We start from the raw sequence: 14,635 nt of genomic DNA on the forward strand, positions 1-14,635 counted from the left end.
TGGGGGAATCATGCATGAAAATGCCGCATAGAAAGGTAGAATGCTACTTCGGGAAGTTTTTTTCCGTAATGGTAGTCACGATTTTCCTGACAATTTCCATCCTGTCCATCATTCTTTATATGAATTTTGAGAAGATTGCGCTCCGCCAATCCTATGATCAGACGATGGGTAGTCTGGCGCAGACGACTCAGGAAGCCTCCGTGATGGCTGTGACCGCCGCCACGTTTGCCAAGCAGATCTACAGCGATCAGAATGTCGCCAATCTGCTTAATTTTCCCGACGTCAGTGCGCTGGACATCGCCGTTTCCATCCGGCAGCTGACCAATTACCGTGAAACCTCGCCATTTATCGAATCTATCTATGTTTACAATGCCGAGGCACGCACCTTTTATGTCACTTCTGATATGAACGTACCTTCTGTGTTCACCGAGACGGAATTTTACGACCAGGAGCTGCGCAGCATGCTCCAACATGTAAACGATTACAACACACTAATGCCGATTCCCCGCAAGTTGAGGATCGATGGGCTGGTCGGAAACATCGCTGAGCGGGAACGCGATACGTATACTTTTTTGCTATATGACACGCTCAGCAAGAAATCGAGGAAGAATGCGGTCGTCGTCAACATAAAGGAGACGCAGCTGCATAAGCATATCGACGGTTCTCTGACGAATGCTCCGACGAATACCTTTCTGATCGACGAAAACGGCACACTTGTCACGAATAGCTGGAAGACGCCGATGCTGAGCAGCCTTAAGGGCACGACGTATATAGACCGGATATTGCGAGATCCGGAGGGTTCCGGGTATTTTGCTGCTGAGGTCGATCATGTCAAATCTCTGATCACCTACAGCAGGTCTGACTATCTAGGCTGGAGGTATATACGCATTGTGCCTTATTCGGTAATCAGCCAGAATATCGACAGTATGCGGACCAAGACAATGATCGTTGCCGGAGGCATCCTGCTCGCCGGACTTGCGCTGTCTTCTCTGCTGTCCCGTCGGATTTTCAGCGGGCTGAACCACAAGCTCTCCCGGCTAGGTAAGCTGGAGACAGAGCAGCGGGAGAGTGTCCAGGCCATGCGCATGGATTATCTTCGCAGCCTATTGAAGGGATATACACAGATGACCGCCCAGCATGCAGCCGATCGGTTTGAACGGTACAGCATTCCGCTGGATCCTTTACAGCCTGTCCGTGTCCTCCTGATCATGGTAGATGATCACCTGCTGTTCGTGAACCGATACAAAGCGGAGGACCGCAAGCTGCTGATCTACGGAGTGCTCAACATTGCCCAAGAGCTGTTCGCTGCCGCTGGCATTCCCGCCACCGCGGCGGATATCGGGGATGAACAGGCGGCGGTGCTGCTTCAGATGTCCGGCGATGCCGAAGGTGACCGGGAGCGGTGCAAGGAGTCAGCTTCATGGATTCAGACGGCGGTCAGCGAATATTTAAAGCTGTCAGTCACTGTTTCCTCGAGCCTGAGCGGCCCGGATATTGAAGCGGTGCACGCCTTGTATCAGCAGGCGGTGGAAGCCTCATACAGTTGGGTGTTCAGCGGAGCCGGCAGCCATATCGAAGCCGAGGAAGTGGAACAGAACAAGACCAACCGTTATGAATATCCACTGCATAAAGAGAAGCAGATGATTGATGAGCTAATGCTCGGGCGGATAGCTGATGTAAGGCAGTTGTTCCGCGAGATCATTGTAGATACGGCTGCTTATACTTATATTTCCTACCAGTTTGCTGTTTCACATCTGACCTTTGCGCTGCAGAACGCGCTGCGGATTATCCGGTCACATTCACTGTCGAACGAGGACTGGGAGTTCATTAATCTGCAGCTGTATATGCCGCACTCCCGGACGGAGACGATGGAGCAGTTCATTGAACGTTGTATGTTACTATTTGATCAGTTGGAGAATCAGATGAATGAACGGAAGAAGAGCCGGCAGGATGAATTGCCGGGCCGGATCAAAAAAATTCTCGATGAACGGTATGCCGATCCGAATCTGTCACTGGACATGCTGGCAGAGGAGCTTGGCATGTCCGCCACCTATATCGGGCGCGTGTTCAAACAGCATACGCTGCAGACGATACTAGGTTATATCCAGAAGGTGCGGATGAGCAGAGTGCGCGAGCTGCTGCTGCATACGGATGCTCCCGTCGGAGAAATCGCAGAACGCGCCGGCTTCTCGAACAGCCCGTACTTTTTCAAAGCGTTCAAGAAGTACAACGGTGTAACGCCTGCGGAATACCGCAGAACGGGCCGAGGGCGAACAGATGATGACGGCGTAGAAGCAGGCATTGCAGCAGATTAGAAGAGAAGGCGATCCATGGCGGTAAAATCGCGCAAGGATCGCCTTTTTTAACGTGCAGAGGTAGCAAATAAGCAGTCAGTTCGGAAAAAATTAGTCTGCTTTTTAAGCAAAAAGTGAGTCATATCGCATATGGTAAGTTGCCCGGAAAGAGGCTGTCTCCTAGTATTGACCTTGAAGCCGGAAGCACCGGCGGAATATTCAAAACAGAAGGAGAAGGAGGCTGATTCGATGTCCGGAAAGGGCGGGATCATCCGGGAACTGCGTCAGAGCAAGACGCTTCTGCTGATGATTGCACCAACAATTGTGTTTTTCATTGTGTTTAGTTACATCCCGATGATTGGCGTGTATTACGCCTTTACGAAGTTTGATTTTGACGGGGGGCTGTTTGGAAGCCAGTTTGTCGGGATGGAGAATTTCAATTTCCTGTTTAAGACAGGAGTGCTGTGGAATTTGACCAAGAATACCGTACTGTATAATCTGGCGTTCATTATACTGGGCAATATCATGCAGATTATTTGTGCCGTATTCCTTGCTCAGCTGTCCGGCAAGCTGTTTAAGAAGACGGCCCAGTCACTGATGTTTCTTCCCTATTTTCTGTCCTGGGTGCTGGTAGGCGCGTTCGTCTACAACCTGTTCTCAGACCTCGGGGTAGTCAACAGCGTACTTAAGCAGATTGGACTTCATCCCTATGATTTCTACCTGCACACGGCGCCTTGGAAGTTCATTATTGTGTTCTTTAATATCTGGAAAGGGCTCGGCTATGGCACCGTCATTTATTTGGCAGCCATTATGGCGATCAGCGATGAATATTACGAGGCGGCGAAAATCGACGGGGCGACTATTTTTCAGCAAATCCGAAATATCACTCTGCCGTTGCTGAAACCTACCTTCATCCTGCTGATTCTGTTCAGCCTAGGCGGCATTATGAAGGGGCAATTCGATCTGTTCTATCAGATTATCGGCAGCAACGGTATGCTGTACGATGCCACAGACATTATCGACACGTATGTGTTCCGTTCCCTGACGGTCAATTTTGACATCGGTATGGGTACGGCAGCCGGCCTGTATCAATCCTTTTTCGGCTTCGCCTTGATCATGATCGTCAATTTCATCATCCGTAAGACGAACAAGGATTACTCCTTGTTTTAGAAAGGAGGTATACGCTTGAGTACTCAAGTCAATCAACTGGCCAAAGCGGATGCCTTCAAGGGCAGCCGGATCAAGCAGGATAAGGAAACCATCGTTTTTAATATCATCGGCTACACACTGTTGACATTCGTTTCCCTGATCTGTCTCATCCCCTTCTGGTTGATCGTCGCCGGTTCTTTTACCGATGAGCTGGAGATTATCTCAAAAGGCTTTCAATTATTCCCGAACACGGTCTCGTTCGAGGCTTATAAGTCAGTATTCAGTACGCCGGAGCAAATTTACCGGGCTTATGGTGTAACGATCGGTGTGACCATCGCCGGCTCACTGCTGGGCATTTTCCTAACCTCGATGGCTGGATATGTCCTCTCCCGCAAGGATTTCGCAATGCGCAACGGCATTTCGTTCTTTATTTACTTCACGACTTTGTTCAGCGGCGGCCTAATTCCCTGGTATATTCTCATGACCAAAAATTTGGGGCTCAAAGACAGCTATTGGGCGCTGATTCTGCCTCCGCTGCTGAGTGCCTGGAACATTATCCTGATGCGCAGCTTCATGAAGTCGATCCCTGAATCCATTGTAGAGTCCGCCAAAATTGATGGCGCCGGTGATTTCAAGATCTACCAGAGGCTGATTCTGCCGCTGTCGACGCCTGGACTCGCCACAATCGGGCTGTTTCTCGCACTCGGCTACTGGAACGACTGGTTCAATGCCAATATGTTCATTACATCGGATAGTAAATATCCGCTGCAATTCCTGCTCTATAAAATCCTGTCCAGCGCAGCGGTGCTGCAGACGAACAACGGAGCCTACCTGGCCGCTAATGTCGTGCCGCCAACGGAAACACTCAAAATGGCCGTTGCTGTGGTGGCGACAGGGCCAATTATCCTGCTGTATCCTTTCGTCCAACGCTACTTTGTGAAAGGGCTTACTGTTGGAGCGGTCAAAGGTTAGAACCGGCTTGCCGGCTAACATAGTGTTTTTTTATAAGTAATAAAGGGCAAGGTCAGACAGGCTCGAAGCATTTAGCACATTAATAGAGGAGGAATCAAGTTGGGAAAAATCAAAAAAAGATGGACACTTCTCGTCTCGCTCTCCATGCTGGCATCGTTGCTGGCAGGCTGCGGCGGATCGAATAACGGTGCGGCGGAAAAGAACAATCCGGCTACGTCCGGAGGCAATGCCAGTCCATCGGCAAGTGAGGCTACATCGTCGAAGGAACCGCTCGAAAAGGTAAAGCTAACCTGGTATCTGGTCGGCGATACGCATAAGGATATGGACAAGGTGTTGGCCGAATGGAACAAAATGCTGGAAAAAGACCTGAACACTACGGTCGATCTCAAGTTTACCACCTGGAACGACTGGCAGACTAAATATAATCTGCTGCTAACCTCCGGTGAGAAGATCGACATGATCTTCGCATCGAGCTGGGCAGATTTCTACAAGCTGTCCAAGCAGGGGGCGTTCCTGGATCTGACGAATCTGCTCCCTGAATATGCACCGGAAACTTGGGGCAATGTGCCGAAGGATGACTGGGGCTCCGTCACGGTCGGCGGCGGTATTTACGCGGTGCCGAATACGGTTCCGGAATACACGCCAGCCGGCTACGTCTACCGGGAGGACTGGCGCAAGGAATTGGGCCTGCCGGAGTTCACCGACCTGAATTCGATTGAGGCTTACATGGATGCCGTGAAGACGAAGAAGCATGTTACCCCGATCAATGGCTTGGTCTATGATAACGTGAAATTCCTATCCCAATACTGGAATGATTTCCAGATGATTGGCGGAAGTGAGGTGATCGCGGCCACTTCTTACGATACTCCACGGGACATTCAAATCGTACCGTTTACCGACAAGTACGAAGCTTGGGTCAAGAAGATGAAGGAGTGGGCAGACAAGGGCTACTGGAACAAAAACTCGCTGTCCTCAAAGCAGGAAGCCGGCGATTTCATCAAGACCGGACAAGGATCGATCTACTGGCGCAACCCGTCCAGCGCCGGAGGCTTTATTAATGAGGTGAAGTCCAAAAAACTGAATATGGAAATCAGCTACTTCCCATTCACCCGGTTCCACAATTATGTACTTCCGACGCTGCCAAGCTCGAACGCGATGGCTGTTCCGAAGAGCTCGAAGAATCCGGAGCGCTCGCTGATGGTGCTCGATAAGCTTCGCAACGACCCTGTTTACTTTGATCTGATGACCTACGGGATCGAAGGCAAGCACTGGGCCAAGGGCAAGGACGCCAAAACGATTGTTATTCCGGCACCGGGTGTCGATCTCAATGTGACGCCGCGTTTCGATATCGCAAGCTGGGGCTGGCGCTATGAGCCCAACATGCTGAAAGAAGAAGGAGGCTGGGATGGCCTCGATAAGCTGAAGGAAGAATTCAAGCCGATCAGCAAACCGGATATTTTCGGACCGATTTATATGGATTATGATCCGGTTAAAACCGAGCTTGCAGCGGTCAACCAGGTGTTTGAGCAATACGGTAAGCCGCTGATGCTCGGGCTGATGCCTGATGTGGACGCTGCACTCAAGACCTACCGCGACAAGCTGAAAAGTGCCGGTATCGAAAAACTGCTGACTTATGTGCAGGAACAATCGAATAAATATTTTGACGAAAAAGGTATCCAATAGAGCTTGAAATTATGAGGAAAAGCGGCGGAGGCAATTTCGCCGCTGTTCCAGTTCCTATTCAGAAAAGAAAGGGGAACGTGGCAAAGCAGATTACGGGATCTGCTCTGGACCGAGTCGAAGTCCGGCGAGGCGCGGTAAGAATCGCCAGCAGCGGAGGTATGGACAGCGTGACCCCTATCGTCTTCCGCAAGCCGGATGGCGGGTACATGGCGGTAGTGGTCAACTGTACTGACCACCGTGATCAGGACTTCCGACTGCTCTGCGAAGGAATGCAGTTCACAGCCTCTCTGTCAGCTGGGACCTATTGCTGGGTGGTTGTACTGGACTAATCCCACGTTTTCGTTACGTTTGCTGTTAGCTCTATAAGGGGATTTTGAAAAGTTCATATAATATCGGGAGAGTGAACTGTTATGGCAATCAAAAAAATGCTGACTTTGGCAGTTGTTCTAGCCATTGCCGTGCCTATTGGGTCGGTGTCCGCACCGCAACAGGCGCAGGCTGCAGGGGAAATCGTACAGGTATGGCTGTCCAACCCGAACACAAATACTTGGCTGGCAAGACAATCGGATGTCAATTTTTCTGCATCCGGCGGAGGTGCCGACTATACGATTACTGTCAATGAAGGAAGCACCTATCAGACGATGGACGGTTTTGGAGCTTCACTCACTGATTCATCCAGCTGGCTGCTGCAAAACAAACTGTCTGCAGCCAAAAGAACCGAGATCATGAATCAGCTGTTCAGCGCCAGCGGCATCAACATCAGCGCCCTCCGCCAGCCGATCGGCGCGAGTGACTTCAACTGGGAAATGTGGACCTATGGTGATACGAGCGGGAATAGTGATGATATGAATCTGAACGCTTTCTCGTTATGGCGGGAAGATGCCTACATCCGTCCGATGCTTAATCAGGCCTATAAGGTTAATCCGGGCCGGATCAAGCTGTTCGCCGCCCCGTGGAGTCCGCCAGCCTGGATGAAGACGCAAAAAAGCCTCTACGGCGACACGGGCGGCACACTACGTACCGATAGCTATGATGCCTATGCTAATTATCTGGTGAAATATCTGCAGCAGTATGCCGCACTTGGAACACCGGTCTATGCCCTCTCCCTGCAGAATGAACCGAAATTTGCCCCACACTATCCCGGATTGCAAATGTCTGCCAGTGAACAAATCAATCTGATCAATGTGCTGGGTCCGAAGCTGGCACAGAACGGACTTAACACTCAAATTATGGCCTATGACCACAACTATGACGATATCAGCTATGCCTCGTCGGTGCTGGGATCCAGCGCATCTGCCTATACGCAGGGCAGTGCTTTTCATTATTATTCGGCCCTCAGCCATTCCAATCTGACTACGCTGCATAACGAGTATCCGGCCAAACGGATCTGGTTCACGGAAGGCGGCAGCGGAACGTGGATTGGCGGCGGCACGAACATGGGAATGTTCCAGGATCTAATGATGCATACGATCCGATTTCCCAGAAACTGGGCAAAGTCCTATATCATGTGGAATGTCGCGCTGGATCAGAACGGCGGTCCTGCTCTCGCCGGAGTTGATGCTGCCAACCGCGGCTTGCTGACCATCCGCTCTGACACTATGGACTCAGTGACCTACAACCCGCAATTTTACGGTCTGGGGCACAGCAGCAAATTTGTCGACCTGAATGCGTCCCGCATCGATTCGAACACGTTTCATGACAGCATGGAGGACGTAGCCTATAAAAATCCGGACGGCACCATTGCTCTTGTGCTGTCCAACCGGCTCTCCAGCGCTAAGACCGTCAAGATTCAGTGGAATTCGCAGTCATTCACGTACATGGTTCCTGCCGGAGGCGCGATCACGTTCAAATGGTCGTCCACCTCGGCACCGGTGACCGGCGGCACCTATAAGATCTTGAGCAAAGTAAGTGAAATGGCTCTGGATGTTACTGACGTTTCTACGGCGGATGGAGCGCTTGTCCAGCAATGGGAGTATACAGGCGGAAATAACCAGCGATGGACGATCCGCGATGCAGGAAATGGGTATGTCAATATCGTTAACGCAGCCAGCGGCAAAGCCCTGGATGTGATAAACGGCTCCACCACGGACGGTGCGGGCGTTCAGCAGTGGGCACTTATCGGTACGGGAGGAAATAATCAGCAGTGGAAGCTTGAAGCGGCAGGTGGGGGCTATTATAAGGTTGTGAATAAGAATAGCGGTAAAGTGCTGGATATTCCAGGCGCTTCAACCTTGAACGGTACCAAAATCCAGCAGTGGTCCTATACCGGAGCGGACAATCAGTTATTCTTCTTTGTGGCACCGTGAGGTTTGATTTGTACACCAAAAAGCCCGCACAATTGCGGGCTTTTTGGTGTGTATGAAGACTGGATGCTCAGTTTAAGGCAGCCATCCCTCAGACTTGTGCTCATCAGGATTTCCGGCTGCTGTGCGAAGGACAGATTGGCCTTTCTCTATCAGCGCCTGAAGTGCATTCTGTATATAACTTCCATTGGCAATGAATAGCTTATGGTTGCAAGTGCTTAACAAACAGATAAAGCAAGATCGCCTTGATTTTACTTGTGTCTTGATGTTTCGAACTAAGACCTTCCATTCATGGTGCAGCAACTTAAACTGATATTTTATTATAGAGGTTTTATGTCATCCATTTTCAGACTATTTGTAACAGGTCATGTGACAGGTTATAATTTAATTGATTACTTAGTAATCGTTACTTAATGACAATAAAGGGGATTTCAAATGTACAGAACAGTTCAAGATTTTCTAGGAGAATGGACAAGCGCTTCTGCAGGGACAATTCGCGTTCTTGAATCACTTACCGATGACAAATTAGATCAGGTAATTGTTGAAGGTCACAACTCATTGGGATGGTTAGGTTGGCACTTGGCAACTTGTCCGATGTTTTTTGGTGGTCAGGTAGGGTTAACACTTACTCCAGTAGGCAATCCGAAGGAAGTTCCGGCTCATGCGGCTGTGATTGTTGAAGCTTATAAGAATATCGCGGCTAATATTGCTTCTGAGGTTGAGAAATTAACGGACGAGCAAATGGTTGAGAGTGTACAGACCTTTGCTGGATTAATGCCTCGTGGTGCAATGCTTAGATCGCTTATAGATCACCAGACACATCATCGTGGTCAAATGACTGTTCTCTTACGTCAAGCAGGTCTTCGTGTACCTGGCGTAATTGGTCCTACTAGAGAAGAACAAGCTCAAATGAAATAGTTACTTGTGTTTACGAAAAAATCTTGTTTCCTAGACATTTGTCTTGGAAACGAGATTTTTTGTTGTCGGACGGAGTGTCACTATTATTGCTAAAGAATGCTGTTGTTTTTTGGAGGGGCCGGCGATCACTATCAGCCTGCTTCAATTTGTTGCATATATTCTCTGGGTGAGATCCCCGTCACTTTCTTGAAGACCTTACTGAAATAGAAGGCACTTTCATAACCGAGTTTTTGGGAAATTTCGTAAATACGACCTTCACCGCGCATCATCATTTCCTTGGCCACAGTGATTTTAGTCTCCGTGATATATTCTACATAATTGACCTTAGCGACTTTGGAGAACAGATGGCTTAAATAGTTTGGACTGAAATTGAAGACATCTGCTACTTGATTCAGTGAAAGCTTAGTGCCGAGATTTCTTTTGATATATTCCTGGACATTTTTGACGATTTGTTCTTTATAGCTTTGTCTTCGAGTAGAGAGAATTTCCGAGCAGCCATCACGGAACTGAATCAACCAGCCGGCGATCTCTTCAATCGTATGCATCTGATAGATGGCCCGGTATCCTTCCGGCTCATTTTCGAAGATATGCTCTACAATATTTTCTCCATCCGCTAGAAGCGAAGTGGCCATATACAGAATATTGCAGGCAGCATCGGTGGCGGGCACCAGTAAGTCAGGTCGGTCTTCGAAGATTTCAATCATCTTGGAGATGATGGTGTATAAAGCAAGGGTATCTAGTTCTTCAAAAGCACGGCGGATCTCCGAACGTGATTCAGAGAAATCAAACAACGGATGTTCCTGCTCTAGAGGTTCATTCTCATCGAAGAAAACAAAAGACCGTTCTTGCAGGGCAACTGGCAATGCCTTTCGAGCTGCTAGGTAGCTCTCCCGCAGTAAATAAGGGTCCTCGACGGCAAACCCTATAGCACCAATAATCGTTACATTGAAATAGTTATGTAATACGGATGCCATGTCGGTAAGTTGCTTCTCAATGTCAGACATCCAGTGCCGGGGATCGACTTCGGGGACAGGTAGAGCAACGGCGAAATTACGTAAGTCAAGACTGGTTACATAACAGGGTTGTATAGAAGTAAGCGTGTCCTTTGCCATTTGCACAGTGCTTGAGCATAAGGCAACCAGCTTATCTCCACGGGGAGGAACAGTGTCTGGGCCCAGAATGCGGCAAGTACAGACTAGGTAGGCGGGCTCGGAAAACTCTAACGCCAAATCCTCTTTCTGCAGGAGATACTGGTTCTTATTCTCGAACAGGTTATTGAACAGACGAATGAAGAATTTATCACGCTGCGCCTGAAGGTTGCCACGGTGAACCAGCTTTGGGTAGCTTTCCATCGTCTGGTAACTCTCTAGAAAGGAAATAGCCTTTCGGATGGATTCGGCCAGTGCTTCCGGAGTGAGTTCCAGCTTTACTAGATAATCCGTGGCCTGCACCTCTATAGCTGCGCGTGCGTATTGAAATTCTTCATAACTAGTCAACATAATGAATAGCGGAAGTCGACCATATTTTTGGCGTATCGAAGCGGCAACCTCTAAACCGCTCTTGATTGGCATTTTGATATCGCTGATTACGATGTCCGGGCGGAGAGTGTCAATCATCTCTTCTTCTTGAGCACCGTTGTGCGCGATACCGACAATCTCTATATTATATTGCTCCCATTTCAGCATAGACTGCAAGCCGATACAGACAAGAGCTTCGTCGTCGGCAATTAATAATTTAATCAATTTGACCACATCCTTGCTAGATTTGCCATTCTACTCTTTTTGTATAAATGGTAGAAGGATTTTCATTAGAGTATACTGGCCCATTTCACTCTCAATCGAAAGACCGTAATTCTCCCCAAAGGCTAGCCGTAAACGCTCATTTACACTATGGAGTCCAACGTTCTCGAAAACTCCCCTAGTTCCATCCTCCGATTCACACAGAATGGTTGAGATTTGTTCTTCCTTCATGCCTACACCGTTGTCTTCAATCGTGACCAGGATATCGGCAAAGCCGCTTTTTTTCACCGTGATGAGAATATCTCCTCTACCTTTGGGCTCGATGCCATGGAAGATAGCATTCTCAACCAGAGGTTGTAACGTGAAACGGGGAATCAGGCCGGAGAGCAGTTCCTCATCTTCAATTTCCTTCACCATCGAGACTGTACTGCCATACCGGTATTTCTGAATCAGAAAATAGTCATCGAGCAGGCTTAACTCATCATTCAGTGGCATTAGTCTCCGGTTGTCTTTGGCGATGCTTCGCAGCAGTCTGGAGAGTGAAGTAGTCATTTCTGCAATGCCGGTAGCATTCTGAATCGTAGCCATCCATTTGATCGAATTCAGTGTGTTGTACAAGAAGTGGGGATTGATCTGACTTTGCAGCATCCTGTACTCTAGCTCCTGTTTCTGCTTCTCGTCAGCGAGCCGGCTATCCATGAGCGCAACAATGTCCTGTGATAGGCGGTTGATACCTCGACCAACATCACCTAGTTCACTGTTCCATTCGATATTGCGGTCCAGCAAGAAGTTGCCCTGGGCAATCTTATCAATTCGCTTCTTTAATTTCTCTACCGGAAGACTGATGTTACGGGTTAAGTACAAAGTAATAATGCCGCTTAAGACGATGACTAGTAAACAAACGCCAAGCATTACCAGAATCCATAGATTTGCTTTGGGAGCGAATTGATCATTAGATAAGGTCTGCGACAGAATCACTCCACTCCGCACGGGATAAGAGACCACAATTTGGCTTTCTTCATCCTCCAGCTTGATCATGGACAGCTCGGTTTGTGGACCGACAGGCTTATCATCGGTATAGGCCACAGGTTCATACGGCGTAGTCATTGCAGTCACTTTATCGCCAATGAGCTGATAATGATGATTGCCGAGCGTCAACAGCATTCGGGAATTCTTAGGCAGGGAATACCCCTTCAACTTGTCGGTAATTAAGGAAGTATTGGCGAGTAAGTAGACCGTTCCAATCCGGGCAGCCCCATCTCCGTAAATAGGTAGAACAAAAGGAATTCCGTTCGTGGTGGAGAGCGGGTCCTTAATTACTTGTTCCCACTGCTCCACAGCATCTTTATTTAGTCCGGGAATTTGACCGATATTGTGTACAGTAAGTGGAATTGAAGTGCTGACGGAATTATCCACCTGCAGGAACTTTCCGTTGTTACCCGTAACAATCAAGCGGCGGACATAGCTATTGGACCGATTGATCCGAAAGTCCTCCTGCATGGAGTTAAATACATTAACAGCATCCTTGGCGCTTGCCTTCGGAGATACAAAATAATCAGTGAGTAATGTATTGGTGGACGAGTTGGTGCTATTGGTCATCGCTAATGAGGAGAGATTAATCAAATCTTGTTCAATAATATGGGAAACTAGCTGCAGGTTGAACTCAGTCGCCTGGATGGTTGTTTTACGCTGATAATAGGTAATCAATTCATAGCTGAAAAAGGATAGCAGAGCGGCGATTAGTAGCGCAAAGATGGTCATGATCAGAATAATGCGGCTCTTAATGGTTGATTTTCTTACCGTATTGAACACTCCTCTACAAAATGCAGAAAAATATAAAGCGGTTTCAAAAATATCTTTCAATTAATGCATGTTCAAAGTTAATCTTCTATTTATAATATGCTTAACTAGTTTACCGATATCCATATTAACACCATAGCATATTCCTGTGATTCCATACAGTGGAAGGCAGAGGAGCTGAGAAATTTACATGTTTTAAATAGGATTTTACAGGTTTGAAGCAAGGAGGAAGAGAAGAACAAAGAAAAGTGAATGAACTGAGTTTGAAAATACATGCCATTCTAGATGGGAAAGTCTTAAACTTTGAAATAGATCGGATGAGCCGATCAGTGTAAACAATCAGAAGGAAAAGGGGATTTTTATATGAAATTGAAAAGATTCTATGGCATGACTTTTGCCACAATACTCTCCCTAAGTGCGCTAGCCGGATGTTCCGGTAATAACAACAACGAAGGCAGTGCTGCAACAGCTGCTCCAGAAACGGGCAATACTGCAAACGCTTCCGCTGAACCGAAACAGGACCCTGTGACCTTGAAATGGGCATTGTGGGATTGGGAAGCCACAGCATACTATCAGCCGTTGATCGATGCCTATAAAGCTGAGCATCCGAATGTAACGATCGAATATGTCGATCTTGGTTCCACTGACTATATGACAATGCTAAGTACACAGTTGTCCGGTGGTGCAGATCTGGATGTTCTTACGATTAAGGATATTCCTGGATACTCAAACCTTGTGAAACAAAATCACTTGGAGCCGCTCAAGGGATTCATGGGAGACAAAAACATTGATCCATCCGTCTATGGCGGTACTGTAGAACAGATCGAAGTGAACGATGAAGTGTATGCGCTTCCTTTCCGGAGTGATTTCTGGGTTGTCTACTATAATAAGGATTTGTTCGATAAAGCGGGAGTGGAGTATCCAAGTAATGATATGACATTCGACCAATATGATGAACTTGCTAGAAAAATGACCTCGGGCAGCGGTTCTGAAAAAGTATACGGAGCCCATTATCATACTTGGCGGAGCGCGGTTCAATTGTTCGGTATTCTTGACGGTAAGAACAACGTTGTCGGTGGAAACTACGATTTCCTGAAGCCAACCTATGAACGGATCTTGAAAGAACAGGAAGATGGTATCGTTATGGATTACGCCACACTAAAGACTTCAAGCACGCATTATTCCGGTGTGTTCTACAACAATTCCGTTGCGATGATGAACATGGGCAGCTGGTTTATAGCGACTCAAATTGAAAAGGTGAAGAGCGGCGAGTCTCAATCAACCAACTGGGGAATTGTGAAATATCCTCACCCGGATGGTGTGGAAGCCGGTACAACACTGGGTACAATTACTTCCCTGGCTGTAAATCAGAAATCCAAAAATAAAGAAGCGGCACTTGATTTCATGAACTTTGTGACTGGTGAAGAAGGTGCAAAAGTCATTGCTTCCACCGGAACCATTCCAGCGATTAAGAACGATGAAGTTATCAGTTCCATTACTTCGATTGACGGTTTCCCTACGGATGATAACAGCAAAGCGGCACTGACTACGGTTCAGACTTATTTGGAAATGCCAATGCATGAAAAGAGTGCGGACATTGAAGTAATTCTAAACGAAGCCCACGATAACATTATGACCAAAAACGCTTCGATCGACGAAGGCTTGAAGGATATGAATACGCGCGTACAGCAGCTCTTGAACAATTAACCTGAAGAGAGTTGGTGAATTCTAAGGGCGGGTGAAAGCCCGCCTTTTATAGAAAGGTTTGGAGGAGAAA

At 47.8% G+C, this 14,635-nt stretch carries 10 protein-coding genes; 8 read left to right on the forward strand and 2 right to left on the reverse strand.

Annotated elements, in window-relative coordinates; all coding sequences use genetic code 11:
- Positions 1–14: 14 nt before the first annotated feature.
- The 7 genes from NYE25_RS00810 to NYE25_RS00840 all read left to right on the forward strand — a co-directional run bounded on the left by NYE25_RS00810 (position 15) and on the right by NYE25_RS00840 (position 9,319).
- Complete coding sequence (locus NYE25_RS00810; protein ID WP_341144854.1) at positions 15–2,315, forward strand: AraC family transcriptional regulator; 2,301 nt, start codon at positions 15–17, stop codon at positions 2,313–2,315.
- A gap of 228 nt (positions 2,316–2,543) precedes the next feature.
- Positions 2,544–3,464 carry an ABC transporter permease gene (locus NYE25_RS00815; protein ID WP_341144855.1) on the forward strand — a complete coding sequence of 307 codons (921 nt, stop codon included), beginning with the start codon at positions 2,544–2,546 and terminating at the stop codon, positions 3,462–3,464.
- A 15-nt stretch (positions 3,465–3,479) separates the two neighbouring features.
- Positions 3,480–4,415 carry a carbohydrate ABC transporter permease gene (locus tag NYE25_RS00820; protein ID WP_339270873.1) on the forward strand — a complete coding sequence of 312 codons (936 nt, stop codon included), beginning with the start codon at positions 3,480–3,482 and terminating at the stop codon, positions 4,413–4,415.
- 99 nt (positions 4,416–4,514) lie between these two features.
- The gene (locus NYE25_RS00825; protein WP_341144856.1) at positions 4,515–6,098 is read left to right on the forward strand and encodes an extracellular solute-binding protein; all 1,584 of its coding nucleotides are present in this window, start codon (positions 4,515–4,517) and stop codon (positions 6,096–6,098) included.
- Positions 6,099–6,109: 11 nt separating this feature from the next.
- Positions 6,110–6,427, forward strand: coding sequence for a glycoside hydrolase family 30 beta sandwich domain-containing protein (locus NYE25_RS00830; protein WP_341053793.1), 318 nt, complete (start codon positions 6,110–6,112; stop codon positions 6,425–6,427).
- A gap of 81 nt (positions 6,428–6,508) precedes the next feature.
- Positions 6,509–8,404, forward strand: coding sequence for an RICIN domain-containing protein (locus tag NYE25_RS00835; RefSeq protein WP_341144857.1), 1,896 nt, complete (start codon positions 6,509–6,511; stop codon positions 8,402–8,404).
- A 432-nt stretch (positions 8,405–8,836) separates the two neighbouring features.
- Positions 8,837–9,319: a DinB family protein gene (locus NYE25_RS00840; protein WP_341144858.1), complete on the forward strand. Its 483-nt coding sequence runs from the start codon at positions 8,837–8,839 to the stop codon at positions 9,317–9,319.
- A 131-nt stretch (positions 9,320–9,450) separates the two neighbouring features.
- Here NYE25_RS00840 and NYE25_RS00845 read toward each other — a convergent pair whose 3' ends face one another.
- Positions 9,451–11,061: a response regulator gene (locus NYE25_RS00845; protein ID WP_341144859.1), complete on the reverse strand. Its 1,611-nt coding sequence runs from the start codon at positions 11,059–11,061 to the stop codon at positions 9,451–9,453.
- 30 nt (positions 11,062–11,091) lie between these two features.
- Positions 11,092–12,870, reverse strand: coding sequence for a sensor histidine kinase (locus NYE25_RS00850; protein WP_341144860.1), 1,779 nt, complete (start codon positions 12,868–12,870; stop codon positions 11,092–11,094).
- Positions 12,871–13,221: 351 nt separating this feature from the next.
- On the opposite strand from NYE25_RS00850, the gene NYE25_RS00855 reads away from it, so the two are divergent.
- Positions 13,222–14,565: an ABC transporter substrate-binding protein gene (locus tag NYE25_RS00855; RefSeq protein ID WP_340968788.1), complete on the forward strand. Its 1,344-nt coding sequence runs from the start codon at positions 13,222–13,224 to the stop codon at positions 14,563–14,565.
- Positions 14,566–14,635: the final 70 nt, after the last annotated feature.

This window comes from Paenibacillus sp. FSL E2-8871, assembly GCF_038000345.1.
Taxonomy (GTDB): domain Bacteria; phylum Bacillota; class Bacilli; order Paenibacillales; family Paenibacillaceae; genus Paenibacillus_AQ.

What these genes read in the sequence shown, in the direction of transcription:
- NYE25_RS00810 (WP_341144854.1), top strand. Translation starts at nt 15, where the DNA reads ATGAAAATGCCGCATAGAAAGGTAGAATGCTACTTCGGGAAGTTTTTT.
- NYE25_RS00830 (WP_341053793.1), top strand. Translation starts at nt 6,110, where the DNA reads ATGAGGAAAAGCGGCGGAGGCAATTTCGCCGCTGTTCCAGTTCCTATT.
- NYE25_RS00855 (WP_340968788.1), top strand. Translation starts at nt 13,222, where the DNA reads ATGAAATTGAAAAGATTCTATGGCATGACTTTTGCCACAATACTCTCC.
- NYE25_RS00840 (WP_341144858.1), top strand. Translation starts at nt 8,837, where the DNA reads ATGTACAGAACAGTTCAAGATTTTCTAGGAGAATGGACAAGCGCTTCT.
- NYE25_RS00815 (WP_341144855.1), top strand. Translation starts at nt 2,544, where the DNA reads ATGTCCGGAAAGGGCGGGATCATCCGGGAACTGCGTCAGAGCAAGACG.
- NYE25_RS00835 (WP_341144857.1), top strand. Translation starts at nt 6,509, where the DNA reads ATGGCAATCAAAAAAATGCTGACTTTGGCAGTTGTTCTAGCCATTGCC.